This is a genomic window from Peribacillus sp. NPDC058002, from assembly GCF_042886655.1.
GTDB classification, from domain to species: domain Bacteria; phylum Bacillota; class Bacilli; order Bacillales; family DSM-1321; genus Peribacillus; species Peribacillus aracenensis.
The window spans coordinates 1-15,344 of sequence record NZ_JBHVQU010000097.1 but is presented as its reverse complement, the minus strand read 5'-3'; the positions used below and the strand labels follow the sequence as shown (position 1 = coordinate 15,344).

Below are 15,344 nucleotides of genomic sequence, written 5' to 3'. Positions count from 1 at the left end.
ACTCACGAGTAAAATGCAAACTCACGAGTAAAATGCGTAAATTCACGAGTAAACAGTGCGAATTCACGAGTAAACAGCGTGAATTCACGAAAATAGCGCAAACTCACGAGTAAACAGCTTGAATTCACGAGTAAAATGCGTAAATTCACGAGTAAAATGCGTAAATTCACGAGTAAACAGCGCAAACTCACGAGTAAACAGCGTAAACTCACGAGTAAAATGCAAACTCACGAGTAAAATGCGTAAATTCACGAGTAAACAGCGCAAACTCACGAGTAAAATGCGTAAATTCACGAGTAAACAGCGTAAACTCACGAGTAAAATGCGAATTCACGAGTAAACAGCGTGAATTCACGAAAACAGCGCAAACTCACGAGTAAATAGCGTGAATTCAGGTAATATCGCTCAAATTCACGAATAAATGCGCTAAAAATAGAAGTATTGGAACTAATGGGGAGTGCATTCATACATTAGCGGAGAGCGTTTACGGATTCCATATTCATTGTTAAAATTTGAGAGTGTGTTAATACTTTGGAGGCAGCAGAAGTGAAAAAAGCCAATGTTTTTAGGTAAAGATCTTTCCTATAAAAAGGGGTTAAGTATTTTTTAGCTTCACTCTTATTAACCAGCCTAGCCATGAAGTGCATTAATTAACGATAAAGGGGTCACTTTGAATAATGTTTAAGTATACGGTCTGTTTTGTAAAGAAGAATAATGAACTGCTCATGCTTAACCGGGAGAAAGCTCCTATTATGGGTGTTTGGAACGGGGTGGGGGGCAAAATCGAGAAAAGTGAAACACCTGATATAGGTGCACTGCGTGAGGTATATGAGGAAACGGGCATAGACGTAGGGACCTTTTTTTCTAAAGGAACCGTAACCTGGGAAACTCCAGAAGGTGAATTGGATGGAATATATGTATATTTGTATATTGCGGATACAGATTTACTATATGAAACACCGAAAAAAACGCGGGAAGGCATTCTTGATTGGAAATCCATTGATTGGATACTTCATCCGCTTAATCTCGGAATTGCCGAGATGGTAGCGCAGTATTTGCCGGTTTTATTGAAAAAAGAAGGAATCCATGCATTCACTTACAAAAATGGCCAGACATATATTTCATGAAACCAGCCTTACTTAAAAAGGGATACTGCCTAACTAGTATCCCTTTAAATATGTTACAGGGGTTCTTTTTGAACTGACAGTTGCTTTTCTTCAATAACTAGGTCGTTGCGGACAGGGAAAGGTAGATTCTGTTAAAATGAGTAGTTGAAGAATAGAAAGAATATTCGGTTATCACAAACGGGAGGCTGGAGGAGGAAAAATGAAGATAATAGAACTGCCAATTGAATTTGAATTTAATGGGCAAAAAAATTACATTAATCCTAGTTTGATTATATGGAAGAATGAACTGACCTTGGTCGATACAGGTTATCCTGATTTTTTACCTTTAATTGAATATGAAATTATAAAAAATGGTTATGAAATGAAGAATTTAAAGAATATAATCATTACTCATTATGATATTGATCATATAGGTTCCTTATTTGATTTCAAGGAAAAGTATCCTTCTATTAACATTATAGCCAGTGAAGTTGAATCGAAATTTATTAGTGGTGAAATGAAGTCAGAGAGATTGGTCCAAGCCGAAGGAATGCTGGAAAATATGCCAAATCAAGAAATCGAATTCGGTAAATGGTTTATACAACAATTAAAGAAATTGAAGCATGTTTCAATTGATGAAAAGGTACATGATGGAGATTTGATTTTAGATAACGTATGCAGGGTAGTAGCAACACCAGGGCATACTTCAGGGCATATTTCATTATATTTTCCAAGTATAAAAAGCGTAATATCAGGTGATGCAGCTGTTAAAGAGAATCATGAATTGGGCATCGCCAATCGACAATTCTGTTTAAATGTCGAGGAAGCAGAACAGTCTTTAAGTAAGATTAAAGATCTTAAAGCTGAAAGTTACTATTGTTATCATGGTGGGACATTCACTTTATAGGGTTAAAAAATTTGATTTCCACTTCAGGCACTAGTTTTCCGCGGGCGGTGAGCCTCCTAGGCGTGAACGGCTGTGGGGTCTCACCTGTCCCGCTGCTCCCGCAGGAGTCTCGCACTTCCGCTCCAATCAACCTTAAATCGTTTCGTTTTAAAAACAACAATCTTTACGAAATGAGCCTTTTTAAAAAAACTCGATTTTCCGATTTTTTTCAGTTGAGATACTGTTTTAATATGTCTAATCCTATTCTTAACTCATCAAATGAGTTGGTAGAAGATAGTGCAATACGCAAATGCATATCAGGTGTGGTCTGCCCGCTTTGGAAACGATTGGAATGAAAAACTCGAATGCCGCGCTTTTTCAGATCTGTTTCCAGCTGTAACGCATCGTTATGTCCTTGAATGGGAAGCCAGCGATATAGACTGAGAGGATGTCCAACATCCTTTCTTAAAGGAAAATATTCTGAATAAATATCATTTGCAGTCTTGGCAAGCTGTTTCTTTTGAGAAACAATTTCATGAGCCTTTCCTGATAGGATAAGCTCTGTGATAACCTCTGCATCAAAGGATGAGGTCTTTACATTTATGTTGAAAATGGCCTGGGAAATTTTATCGCGCAAAGCATCCCCATAGACCATATAGGCAACCCTTAGCCCAGAACATATTGACTTAGAGGTGCCGCAAATATAAACGCACTGTTCTGGAAGCAAGTGGTACATCGGCTGCCGGTAATCGGGGATAATCCCTGCCGTCAGAAATGCATGGATATCATCCTCAATCAAAATTAAACGATGCTTGCGAATGACCGCCGCTATTTCTTGCTTTCGAATATCCGACATCATGATTGTGGTTGGATTGTTGCAAGAGGGCATCAGAAAAATGCCGTTAATATTTATTTGACAACACTGCTTTTCAAGTTCGTCTGGCAGCATGCCAAACTGGTCACCGGGAATGGGAACCAACTTAATATGGAACATCTTTGCCAACTCGATGAAGTTCGAATAGGTGTATAAGTCGGTTGCAATTCTATTGCCTGGCTCAAACAAGGCAGCCAAGGCAACTGCCAATGCATTTTGGGCACCGGAAACGATGGCCATATGCTCTTGATCCGCGTGAATGCCGAAAGATTCCATCCAGTTTAGGGCTGCTGTTTTTTGATGTGGAATACCAGTCGGGTCGTTGTAATTCAGCAGCTGCTCCAAATAACTTTTGTTCACGGTTTTTTGAATAGTTTCTGATACAATATCATTGGTTTGCTCAAAAGAAGCCACGAAACCAAGATCAATGCTGTTTGCCGTTTTATCCACGGAAATGGTTATGGAACGAGTGGCATTGGGAGCCACAAAGGTTCCGCTTCCCGTAACCGCATATATTAATCCCTTTACCTCGCATATTTTGTAGGAACGGGTAATCGTGGTGAAGTTTAAATCAAGAAAATCTGCCAATTCTCGTTGCGGAGGCAACTTCGTTCCAGGTGCTAAAAAACCATTTGTTATATCTTGTTCAAGTAATGATGCAAGGGATTTATAAAAAGGACGCTTTAATGCTTTCTTATCAGGTTTCCAGGACATTGGATAATTGTCAAATGAATTTACTGGCATGCTTCACCTCTACGATCTTATTCCATACAATCATATCATTTTTTGTATGGAATTCTAATCATGAAACGGGATGAGATATATAAGGATATCTATCAATACCCCCATTTTAATGAAATGGGGGTATTTTATTTTAATTGTAATCCATACAATTAACTTGTTTTTTGTACGGATTTTGTATGTTACGTTTAAATAAATTTAGCCATCAGGATGTGATTTATATGAAAAAAAGAACTCAAATGCTACCTGCATTTCGTGCAGCTTTTCCGTACACAATGCCCATTTTTGCAGGCTTTTTATTTTTAGGCATCGCTTATGGGATCTTTATGAATTCATTAGGTTTCAGTGCGATTTACCCGATATTGATGAGTCTGACAATATTTGCAGGATCAATGGAGTTTGTTGCAGCCAATTTATTGCTTGTCGCATTCAATCCGATTAACGCCCTTTTCCTAACATTAATGGTGAATGCACGGCATTTGTTTTATGGCATTTCCATGCTGGATAAGTACAGGGGGACCGGGAAGAAAAAGCTGTATCTGATTTTTGGGCTTTGCGATGAGTCTTTTTCCATCAATTGTACCGTTGATGTTCCGAAGGATGTAGACAAGGGCTTGTTCATGTTCTTCGTGACACTGCTCAATCATTCCTACTGGGTGATGGGAGCGACGATTGGCGGCATTTTTGGATCCCTTGTCAAGTTCAACACAGAAGGACTCGATTTTGTTATGACGGCCCTCTTTGTAGTCATTTTCATTGAACAGTGGATGAAAGAGAAAAACCATCATAGTGCTCTCGCAGGGCTTGGACTGTCAGCGGTCTGTCTTATTATTTTTGGCGGAAGCAATTTCATCATCCCTGCCATGTTTTCAATTTTGGGGGTACTCACCCTACTTAGAAAGCCATTAGAGAAAGTTGAGGTCAAGGCCGTATGACAATGGATTTAACACAGCAAATCATTACAATAGCAATGGTTGTTCTAGGCACGATGCTTACAAGGTTTCTTCCATTCATCGTTTTTCCATCGGGTAAACCCACCCCGAAGTATGTACAGTATCTCGGTAAAATACTGCCATCCGCGGTAATTGGGCTTTTGGTCATTTATTGTTTAAAGGATGTGAGCTTACAATCCGGAAGTCATGGCCTCCCTGAATTTATGGCGATAGCGGTAGTTGCCCTGCTTCACATTTGGAAGAAAATGATGCTCCTTTCCATAGCGGGGGGAACGATTGTCTACATGATGTTGGTTCAATTGGTTTTTTAAATGATAATAATCAGCACATCAAACACCGTCACAACACTCCCGTTTATTGAATCAGCTAAACCCGGAGACAAGATGGTGTTCGTGCAACGGAAATGACAGGATTTTATCGAATAGACGATGGAGGCAGTGTCATACCGTAAGGATCATTATTTTATTGCAATAGTTATTGTTCAGAGCTGTCCTCAAGACAGCTTTTTTTTATGGAGCTAAAGGGGACTGTTTGACCTTTGTTCAACAATTGGGCTTTAGTAAAGGAATTTTCAATAATAGAACGTCTTGGAATTAGTTATGGTAAACTAATGGTAACCTTGCAAAAAAAGGTATTGTAGCGAATCATTTACATCGCTTTTGTTTTTCGGGAAAATAAAGGTACAATTAATACTTATTTAGCTTATGGATTTTAGACTATAAAAGATAATGAGGTAGGAATAAATGATTGCTAAAACAGAAGAAGATTTTAACGGTTTGAAGGAAATTGGCAAAATTGTTGCCTCGATTAGAGATGAATTGGTACGAAGAACAATTCCAGGGATTACGACCAAGGAACTAGATGATGTAGCCGGAGAACTTTTGGAAAAAGCGGGTGCAGTTTCAGCTCCGAAAGGTGAATATGATTTTCCTGGCTATACTTGCATTAGTACTAATGAAGAAGTGGCACATGGTATTCCAGGTCATCGGGTTATCCATGAAGGCGATCTAGTGAATATAGATGTATCTGCTTCAAAAAACGGTTATTTCGCAGATACAGGAATCTCATTTGTAGTAGGGGAAGGAGAAGAAGTATTAACGAAATTATGCGACGTTGCCAAAAAGGCATTTGAAGCAGGTCTTAAGAAAGCGAAACCCGGTGCCAAAAAAAGCAGAATCGGAAAAGCGGTATTCGAAACAGCGAGACAGCATGGATTCACCGTTATCAAAAACCTTACAGGACATGGTGTTGGACGTGGAATACACGAAGCGCCTGACCATATTTGTAATTATAATGATCCATGGGATAATGAACTATTAAAGGAAGGGATGGTTATCGCATTCGAACCATTTATCTCAACCTTTGAAGAAGAAGTATTCCAAAAAGAAGACGGTTGGACCTATGCTACGGAAAAAAGCTATGTAGCTCAATTGGAACATACGATTATCCTTACTAAAAATGGTCCGATCATTGTCACACTTTAATTCAATTTTCGATCGGTGAACCAACACTTGAATAAGGGAGTTGCTTTAGCAACTCTTTTTCTTATGGAGTTAAAGGGGCAAGCTAGCATTCCTGCGGTCTACAGTACAGTTTTTGAAAATTCGAACGTTGATTGGAACATAGGGCACGCGCTTTTCCCGCAGGAGTCCCGAACCTTCCGTTCCAATCAACTTTGTTTTAACAGTTAGATAGAATCCTTTTGCCTACAGTCTTTTTTGTTTGATGGCCACGTACATTACTTCTGTTTCCCTAACGCTGCTTTCAACCCTTTTTGATAATATTGCTTCATCATTTCTTCAGGAACCATGCTTCCGCCAGTCCCCCAAATAATATGTGTACCATTGCTCATCTTTTCCGTTAAATGATGCTTCTGTAAATAATCGATGCCCTCTTTACATAATTTACTTGGTCCTATCATGCCTGCTAGTGCGGAAGGTTCTAAATGGATCCCCTCTGTATCGACCAGTTCTTTTAGCAACTTATACAACTGTTCATCACTGACCGTATAATCGCCGCTTAAAAAGGGTTCCATCGTTTTACCGACAAACCCGGATGGCTTTCCAACAGCAAGTCCATCCGCGTCTGTCACATTATCGATGCCAACATCTTGTACTGAAACTTTATCATGTAGTCCAGTCATTAAACCGAGTAGCATGCATGGCGAGTGGGTAGGTTCTGCAAAGAAACAATGAATATGGTCTTGATACAATAATTTCAAACCAAAAGCTACGCCTCCAGGACCACCGCCCACTCCGCATGGAAGGTAAACAAACAAAGGATGATTTTCATCTACAATTATCTCTAACTCTTCCAATTGCTTTTGCAAACGGGATGCAGCCACTGCATATCCTAAAAATAGGTCGTGGGAATTTTCATCATCCACAAAATAACATGTTGGGTCACTATCCGCTTGGATACGGCCTTCCTCTACAGCTTTACTATAATCAGCTTCATATTCAATGACATTGACATTTTTGCTTCTAAGCAAATCTTTTTTCCACTGCTTTGCATCAGCTGACATATGAACGGAAACATTAAAACCTAACTTTGCACTGATGATGCCAATACTAAGTCCTAAATTTCCAGTCGAGCCTACTGCGATTGAATACTTTGAGAAAAGGGTTCGGAACCTATCACTATCCAAAATCGAATAATCATCTTCCAGTGTTAACAATTGATGTTGGAAGGCTAATTCTTCCGCATGTTTGAGAATTTCATAGATCCCGCCTCTTGCTTTAATGGATCCTGATATAGGAAGGTGACTATCACATTTTAGTAATAATTCTCCTAATATAGGTTGTTGATAATCCTGTTCCAAAGACTGCTTCATGGCAGGAATTCTCACTAAAGGAGATTCTATGATTCCGTTCGTTCCTTTTGTCTCAGGGAAAACCTTGGCGATATATGGAGCAAAACGTTTCAACCTTTCCTCTGCATCTCTTACATCTTCTTGAGTAAGGGGGGATTTTTTAATTCCTGTTTGAAATTTTTCGACATTTGGGTTGAGCCAAAATACTTCATCCATCGATATGAGCTTCTTTAATAAAGGATATTTGTCTTTCCATGATTGTAATTCTTTGCTTTCAATCTCTTTCATTTGTTTGATCCTCCTCATTTTCTTGTAACAGGTCACGTTGTAAACTATAATTGAATAAAATTTAATACAGTTTAACACACAATCACCTCGATGTTAATTTATATTAATTTTATTTAAGTGTGATTTAATATGTCGTTAAGGAGATTCAGTTATGGAAAATATAGATATTGGCAAGAAAGTTGAAAAATATAGAAAAGCTAAAGGATTGAGTAGCAGAGAGTTAGCGAAATTAGCTGAAATTACACCTTCAATGTTAAGCCAGATTGAACGGGGGCTGGCGAATCCTTCCATTCAAACCCTAAAGGTCTTAGCTAAAACCTTGAATGTTCCAACATTTAGTTTTTTTCTTGAAGAAACGATTACAGAGGATTTAATCGTTAGGTCCAGTAAACGTAAGAAAATGATCATTGATCATTTGTCTTATGAGTTATTGTCACCTGATTTTACGGGTAATCTAGCAACAGCGATTATGAAAGTTCCTCCAAATATCTCCTCGTCAGAAAGCCCTATAGAACATAGGGGAGAGGAAGTGGCCTATATTTTGGAAGGGAAAATCAAGCTGTACTTAGGTGAAGAAGAATATATATTGGAAGCTGGTGATAGTGTGAAAATACCAGCAAATTTCAAACATAAATGGGAAAACAATTTTAGTCAGAATGCAGCTGTATTATTTTCAGTTACTCCCCCTGCGTTTTAATAGAAAATTTTTCTTTCACGATTGGGCGCGATTCTTTGATGAGGATCGCTTTTCTTATGGAACTAAAGGGGCAGATCAGGTTAAGAAGGACTATTTCATGAATAATGGAATTATAATAAATGGATAAATATTGAACTGTAGGTCCGGGCTTCCTTAAAAGTTGCTTGATTTTAATACTTTTGAATCAATTGCATAGTGAGGAGAATTTTAGCATGAAAATAAAATGGTTTGGACATTCTGCCTTTTTACTAACATCCGACAGTGGAACCAAAATTCTTATTGATCCATATCATCGTTTCATTCGTTATCGTATGCCGAGTGTTGAACCAGATATAGTTGCCGTTACACATAATCATTTCGATCACAATAAGATTGAAGCTGCAACAGGTGAATACTTGCTTGTTAATGAGCCGAAGGAATACATCCGCGAAGATGTAAGGATTAGTGGATTTAAGACATTTCACGACAAGGTAAATGGCGAGAAGAGAGGCCCCAATATTTTATATCGTTTCAAAATGGACGGGCTAACTATCTGTCACTGTGGAGATTTAGGGCATATATTATCAGAAGAACAAATAAATGAAATTGGAAAAGTGGACATTCTCATCATTCCTGTAGGAGGTACATTCACGATTAGTGCAATAGAAGCTGCTCAAGTGATGCGTCAATTGAAATCTACCATTACAATTCCCATGCACTATAGAACAAAGGCATTGTCAGTCGTTGGCCTGATGTTTTCAAAGGTAGATAAGTTTCTTCAGATTTCCGGACAGCGAACAACCGAAGCTGAGACATTGGATATTTCCAAAGAAAATTTGTCAGAATATGCTGGTGTCGTAACCATGCTGTATGAATGAATGGATGGATAAGAGGGCAGGTTAGTTCGAAAAGAAAAAGGGAAGATACTAATCAATGACGTTGAATCAATTAGACTTCCTCTTTATGTTATAAGGGGATAGAATATAAATAAAAAGGTGATTACAATTAAAAAAATAAAGAGTTTCCTATTTTTTCTTCTTGGGTCCATATCTCTTTTGATAGGTATTGCAGGGACTGTGTTACCAGTTCTGCCGGGCGGTCCATTTTACTTATTCGCTGCTTTTTGCTTTGCTAAAAGTTCCAAGAAGATTGAAAACTGGTTCAAAAGCACTTCATTATATAAAAAATACGTTGAAGCATTCCTGCAAAAAAAAGGTATGACTCGAAAAGAGAAAATCAGAATCAATGTAATTGCCGATTTCTTCATCGTAATTTCTGTATTTTATGTGGACATCCTGTTAGTGAAAATCTTATTGATAGCACTCGCCCTCTACAAACATTATTATTTCATTAAAAAAATTAAGACAATCGACCCGAACAATACAAAACAAAGAGCTTTTTGAACCTTCAAATAAATGGTCCTTACTTCAATAAGGGAGTTGCTTCGGCAGCTCTTTTCCTATGGAATTAACGGGGCAGGGAGTAAAAAAATCAATGTATTCTGGATAAGAAGGCCGCCAATTGGCGGCCTTTTGAATGTAAAAAAGTACCCTTAATGGAGTATTGCAACATAACCATCAAGTTAAAATTCCATAACTCCTCCAGATTGAAATTTTTGGGCTCGTTTGTAAAAAACATAAGCACTTTTTCGTTTGGGATGCATTGTTTTCTTATGCAAATGGGCCCGCATGAAGCGGTGAATCATGATTTGCTCAGTGACAAAAATCCTTTAGTGTTTTGTTGTGAATTTTCAAAAAATAATATTGCAAAATGCAAACGATTCAAATAAAATCAATTTAAGGTAATTACGTTTTTTTAACCTTAAAATAAATATGCAATTGAGCTAATCCTTTTTGGCTAAGCTAAGTCCTAGTTGTTAGATTGGATTTTGTTCCATCCATTAGGTAAAGTTAGCTTCCCGATGTATTGCCTTAAAAATTTGAAAGGAGTTAATTATTCTAGGTACAGTACTAAGCTATCCATGTTTGCAAATAATAATATACCCCATTAAGAGAGAGGGAATTTCATGAATCAAGAACGATATTTGAAGAAGAAAATGGGCTTTTGGTCACTTACTGCATTATCTCTTGGAGGAATTATTGGATCAAGTTGGCTTTTTGGACCATGGAATACGGCAAAAATGGCTGGGCCAGCTGCTATTATGTCTTGGATTATTGCTGCATTCGTCATTACTCTAATAGCTCTTGTTTATGCTGAATTAGCAAGGGTAAGGCCAGAAACAGGTGGTTTAGGTCGTTATCCCCTTTATTCCCATGGAAAATTGCTTGCTACAGTGACTAGTTATTCGATTTGGCTTGGCTACTGTGCCACTGCACCCGTTGAATCATCGGGAGTTATTCAATACGCTAATGAGTTCTGGCCAGGCCTATATGATATATCTAAGGAGCAACTAACGACAACAGGAATTCTAGCATCGACTGTTTTAATGGTGTTCTTTGTTGTGGTGAACTATTTCGGAGTGAAATTATTTGCTGTCACGAATACCATTATTACAACGATTAAATTCATAGTACCTGTCCTAACCATCATTGCTTTTTTTATGACAGGGTTTCATGAAGAGAATTATACAAGTCATGGGTTTGCCCCTAATGGATATGGCGCAGGATTAAGCGCAATCTTAACTAGTGGTATATTTTTTGCCTATACAGGATTCGGGAATGTGGTAATGATGAGTGGCGAGGTAGTAAACCCAAGAAGGAATATTCCGCTTGCTCTTATTACATCTCTGTCAGTCTCAGCAATTTTATATGTTTTACTTCAAATCGTTTTTATAGGGGCCGTACCGCCCGAAATGCTAGCTAATGGTTGGAGCGGAATTAAATTTGACTCTCCATTTGCGAATTTAGCACTTATGGCGAATATGGTTTGGCTGTCTTGGACCATTACAGCGGACGCAATGATTTCCCCAACTGGATCGGCGCTTGCTTATACGGCTGGAACTTCAAGACATGTTTTTGGAATGGCGAAAAGTGGATTCCTCCCTTCTTATTTCGGAACTATTAATAAAAGATTTGGAGTCCCAACACGTGCACTCACTCTCAACTTCCTCATTGGGTTACTTTTCTTGTTCCCTTTAAAGAGTTGGACCGCAATTGTAGCAATCGTTGGAGCAATTGGTATTTTTAAATACGCCTCAGCATGTGTCACAGTAATGGTGTTTCGTAAGGTTGGTTTGACAAAAGACAACGGTATCCCAGGCATGAATTTTATTGCTCCTTTAGCCTTTGTTTTTGCCACTCTACTTATTTATTGGACAAATTGGAGTAGGGTTCAACTTGCAATTTGGGGATTAGCAATTGGAATTGTTGGATACTTAATTACTCATTTTATCAATAAATATAAATCGATGGAAATTATTGGTGGTATCTATCTCGTCATTTATATTCTGATGCTCGTTGGGATATCATCAATCGGAAATTTTGGTGGTAAGGGTATTATTCCAGAGCCATTTATGTCTTACATCGTGGCAATAATAGGATTCGTTTTTTACTATTTCGCTGTTTATAACGGAGTCTGGTACATGCGGAAAAAGGGGAATGTTCAAGAATTGATGGATATGGATAACAATTAAATGCAACTTCATTTTACAAAAGGAGAAATGGTTATGAAGCTTTGGGGCGGACGTTTTAGAAAAGAAGAAAATAAATTAATGGAGGACTTTAATAGTTCTCTTCATGTTGATATGAGGCTTTATTCTGAAGATATTAAAGGGAGTATTGCACATGTAAATATGCTTGTGAAATGTGAATTGCTTACCAAGGAAGAAGGAGAAAGTATTATTAAGTCACTTCTTTCTATATTGGAAGATATCGAGAGCGGAACATTAGTGATCGAAGGGGATTATGAAGATATTCATAGTTTTATTGAAGCGACATTAACTGAACGAATAGGTGAAACAGCAAAAAAACTCCATACAGCAAGAAGTCGAAATGATCAAGTTGCTTTAGATATCAGGCTTTACGCTAAAAATAAGGCGTTAGAAGTGATCGAGTATATTGAAGAACTTCAAAATAACCTTGAAGAAAAGGCAAAAGCAAACAATGTGATTATGCCCGGATACACCCATCTACAGCGAGCTCAAGTAGTAACTCTTAAGCACCATTTAATGGCCTACTTTAATATGCTGGATAGGGATCGAAAAAGAGTTCTTAATGCAATTGAAATTTTGAACGAAAGTCCACTGGGGTGTGGAGCATTGGCAGGGACGACTCATGTTATAGACCGGGAAATGACAGCAGAGGAGTTAGGATTTTCAAAACCTATAAACAATTTCCTCGATGGTGTTAGTGATAGAGATTTCCTTTTAGAATTAATGTCTAGTTTTTCGATCATCATGATGCATTTAAGCAGATTAAGTGAAGAACTGATTTTATGGAGCAGTCAAGAGTTCAAATTTATTAGTATTGATGACGCATATTCTACAGGTAGTAGCATTATGCCTCAAAAGAAAAATCCTGATGCAGCAGAGCTTATAAGAGGGAAAACAGGAAGAGTATATGGTTCTCTTACTTCACTTTTAACAACGATGAAAGGGTTACCATTGGCTTATAATAAAGATATGCAGGAAGATAAAGAACCATTTTTTGATGCATTGGATACAGTTTTGTCTTGTCTAGAAATCATGTCTAATATGATTTCTACCATGAAGGTTAATACTGAAAATATGAAAAAAGCTGTAAAATATGGCTTTCTCAATGCAACAGAAGTCGCTGATTATTTAGTTAGCAAAGGGGTTGCGTTTAGAGATGCCCACAGTATCGTTGGTTCTATTGTCATTTATTGTGAAGATCATAATAAAGCAATAGAAGAGTTGACTCTAGACGAATTGAAGAGCTTAAATCCATTAATCGAAGGGGACTTATATAACTTTATTGATTATCAAAATATATTAAATAAAGGCATTAAGGTGAACTTATTAAAATAATCTGGTTTTTCCAATTGAAGAGCTATTAGCATAGAAGATAAGTAAGATCTATGCTAATAGCTCTTTATATTTTTTTAAAACATAATAAATGTTTTTCCAATAGAAGAAGGATTAAACTTTAATTTCTTTCATTTTAAAGATAAGATTAAAGAAATTAAGTTTTGAACTAAGGAGAAAAATATGTATAAAATTGGGGTAGTTGGTCCTAATTCATCAGTTGAGCGCATTATTAATTTAGGTAAAGAATATGAGTCGATCATGGAATTTAAAGCCTACCCATATGAAGATTTTAGAGAAACTGAAAAAATCGTTTTGGAATTCAATAAAGATGTGGATGTCTGGTTTTTTTCAGGCCAAATTTCATATATGGTCGCAAAAAATACTGTGGGAATAGGGGAAAACCTATTATATATTCATCATACTGAATCAGGCATCTATAAAAGCCTTTTGCATATGGGCTATTTTCAAAAGGAATTTTTAAGTAAAGTAAGTATCGATGAAATAACTACAACCCATTTAGAACAGGCGTTAAAACAAATTGATATTACTCCAAAAGAAATGTACATAAAAAACTTCAATATTAATTCAAGCACGGAAGAATTAATCGCATTCCATCTTGATTTATGGAAAGCCGGAAAAACGGAAGGTGCAATAACTTGCTTCGAGGCTGTATATCTAAATTTAAAAGAAGCAGGAGTACCAACCTATCGAATATCTACAACTGATATGGAAATTCGGCAATCATTAAGAATTCTTGCAGAAAAATCGAGAACTTTTTACTTTAGAGACACCCAAATTGGTGTTCAAATTATTGAAATTGAACATTTTGAGAAAATATTTGAGAAAGCTAAAAGCTCGTACCATCTACAATTTTTAGAGATAAAATTAAAAGAAACTCTTCTTAGATTTTGCGAACAATTGGAGGGATCATTAGTCGAGAAGGGAAATGGCCGTTACTTTATCTTTAGTACACGGGGGACAATTGAATCCAAAATCAAAGATTTAAAAGATACTGTCTTTCTGTTGTCAAATGAATCCAATGCTACTGTAACCGTAGGAATTGGATATGGTCAAACACTTCACTCAGCAGAAATAAATGCTCAGCGTGCGATCCAACTTTCAAAAGAAAAGTCAGAGAAGGGCATCGTCATTGTACAAGAGGACGGAACAATGATCGAGTCTGCGGGTGAAGAGGAAGAATTGCGTTTTTCTTACCGGATAGATGACAAGGATTTTATGGAAAAACTAAAAAAAGCCAAAATAAGTGTGAAAAATTATAATAAATTATATGCTTTAGTTAACAGATTGAAACTGAACGATTTTACAATAAAAGATTTAACAACGCATCTCTATTGGGATGAAAGTAATGCACGGCGTATTGTAGTAAGTTTATGTGAAGTAGATTTAGCAGAAATCATAGGTGAGGAATCTTATTCTTCTCGAGGAAGACCAAGTAAAATTTATCGTTTAAAATAGCACCCATTTTTCGGGTGTTTTTAGATTTTTAGCTTTTTAGCTTTTATCCCTGAGTGCAGCATTAAACTAGATCTTAAAATAACGCATGATTTTACCGTTATATTGCCAAAGGATTTCTATAAAGAAAATGAAATACAAGATAGCTCGGCTATTTAAAGGCATCCATTAAGGGTGCCTGATTTTTTTATGTGAACCTGACAACCGTATGGGCCTTTTTTTTAATGCTTGTCTAGGCATATATATGTATAAACAAATAAACTTAAAGGATGTTCCTTAGCTTTATATGAATATAACTTTCCAATTAAACCGGTTGCTTGTTACACACCGGAACAGACCAATTACCCTTATGCAACTAAAGGGGCAGGATTGTTCAATTAATATGAATTCAAAGGTCACGAAATTTATTCATAAATTGTGCACAGTATTTTAAGTCAAAAAAATCGTCCTTGGTAGATATATAAATAAGTAAGTGTTTTTATGAATGGACCCAATGAGGTTTGGTATTTCCATTCATTTGCCCAATCTTAAATAATGGCTCTTTTCGTAAAGATTGTTGTTTTTAAAACGAAACGTTTTAAGGTTGATTG

Annotated in this window: 13 protein-coding genes; 11 read left to right on the top strand and 2 right to left on the bottom strand. The window is 37.0% G+C overall.

Annotated elements, in window-relative coordinates; translation table 11 throughout:
* Nucleotides 1-677: 677 nt before the first annotated feature.
* Together ACFVSH_RS16290 and ACFVSH_RS16285 are read left to right on the top strand one after the other, a co-directional pair.
* A complete protein-coding gene (locus ACFVSH_RS16290; RefSeq protein WP_387706878.1) occupies nt 678-1,127 on the top strand; it encodes an NUDIX hydrolase in 450 nt (149 codons plus the stop codon).
* Nucleotides 1,128-1,326: 199 nt separating this feature from the next.
* Nucleotides 1,327-2,013: an MBL fold metallo-hydrolase gene (locus ACFVSH_RS16285; protein ID WP_387603624.1), complete on the top strand. Its 687-nt coding sequence runs from the start codon at nt 1,327-1,329 to the stop codon at nt 2,011-2,013.
* 208 nt (nt 2,014-2,221) lie between these two features.
* Here the strand turns inward: ACFVSH_RS16285 and ACFVSH_RS16280 are convergent, their stop codons facing one another.
* Complete coding sequence (locus ACFVSH_RS16280) at nt 2,222-3,610, bottom strand: aminotransferase-like domain-containing protein (protein WP_192206432.1); 1,389 nt, start codon at nt 3,608-3,610, stop codon at nt 2,222-2,224.
* Nucleotides 3,611-3,786: 176 nt separating this feature from the next.
* Here ACFVSH_RS16280 and azlC point away from each other — a divergent pair, with 176 nt between their 5' ends.
* The 3 genes from azlC to map all read left to right on the top strand — a co-directional run bounded on the left by azlC (nt 3,787) and on the right by map (nt 6,044).
* Complete coding sequence (gene azlC / locus ACFVSH_RS16275; protein ID WP_387603627.1) at nt 3,787-4,542, top strand: azaleucine resistance protein AzlC; 756 nt, start codon at nt 3,787-3,789, stop codon at nt 4,540-4,542.
* Nucleotides 4,539-4,871, top strand: a complete 333-nt coding sequence (locus ACFVSH_RS16270; protein ID WP_192206430.1) for a branched-chain amino acid transporter permease — start codon at nt 4,539-4,541, stop codon at nt 4,869-4,871. The genes azlC and ACFVSH_RS16270 overlap by 4 nt, the downstream gene beginning before the upstream one ends.
* 432 nt (nt 4,872-5,303) lie before the next feature.
* On the top strand, nt 5,304-6,044 hold the full coding sequence (gene map, locus ACFVSH_RS16265; protein WP_387603630.1) for a type I methionyl aminopeptidase: 741 nt from the start codon (nt 5,304-5,306) through the stop codon (nt 6,042-6,044).
* Between the two features lie 254 nt (nt 6,045-6,298).
* Here the strand turns inward: map and ACFVSH_RS16260 are convergent, their stop codons facing one another.
* Entirely contained in the window at nt 6,299-7,660 is a 1,362-nt protein-coding gene (locus tag ACFVSH_RS16260) for a D-serine ammonia-lyase (RefSeq protein ID WP_387706876.1), read from the bottom strand.
* A gap of 151 nt (nt 7,661-7,811) precedes the next feature.
* On the opposite strand from ACFVSH_RS16260, the gene ACFVSH_RS16255 reads away from it, so the two are divergent.
* From ACFVSH_RS16255 to ACFVSH_RS16230, 6 genes are all read left to right on the top strand, one after another.
* Nucleotides 7,812-8,357 (top strand): cupin domain-containing protein, encoded by a 546-nt coding sequence (locus tag ACFVSH_RS16255; protein WP_387603636.1) that lies wholly within the window; start codon nt 7,812-7,814, stop codon nt 8,355-8,357.
* A gap of 212 nt (nt 8,358-8,569) precedes the next feature.
* Nucleotides 8,570-9,214: an MBL fold metallo-hydrolase gene (locus ACFVSH_RS16250; RefSeq protein WP_387706874.1), complete on the top strand. Its 645-nt coding sequence runs from the start codon at nt 8,570-8,572 to the stop codon at nt 9,212-9,214.
* 117 nt (nt 9,215-9,331) lie between these two features.
* The gene (locus ACFVSH_RS16245) at nt 9,332-9,739 is read left to right on the top strand and encodes a YbaN family protein (protein ID WP_387706872.1); all 408 of its coding nucleotides are present in this window, start codon (nt 9,332-9,334) and stop codon (nt 9,737-9,739) included.
* Nucleotides 9,740-10,362: 623 nt separating this feature from the next.
* Nucleotides 10,363-11,928 (top strand): APC family permease, encoded by a 1,566-nt coding sequence (locus ACFVSH_RS16240; RefSeq protein WP_387706870.1) that lies wholly within the window; start codon nt 10,363-10,365, stop codon nt 11,926-11,928.
* 33 nt (nt 11,929-11,961) lie between these two features.
* A complete protein-coding gene (gene argH, locus ACFVSH_RS16235; protein WP_387706868.1) occupies nt 11,962-13,281 on the top strand; it encodes an argininosuccinate lyase in 1,320 nt (439 codons plus the stop codon).
* A 180-nt stretch (nt 13,282-13,461) separates the two neighbouring features.
* Nucleotides 13,462-14,757 carry a hypothetical protein gene (locus ACFVSH_RS16230; protein WP_387706866.1) on the top strand — a complete coding sequence of 432 codons (1,296 nt, stop codon included), beginning with the start codon at nt 13,462-13,464 and terminating at the stop codon, nt 14,755-14,757.
* Nucleotides 14,758-15,344 lie beyond the last annotated feature (587 nt).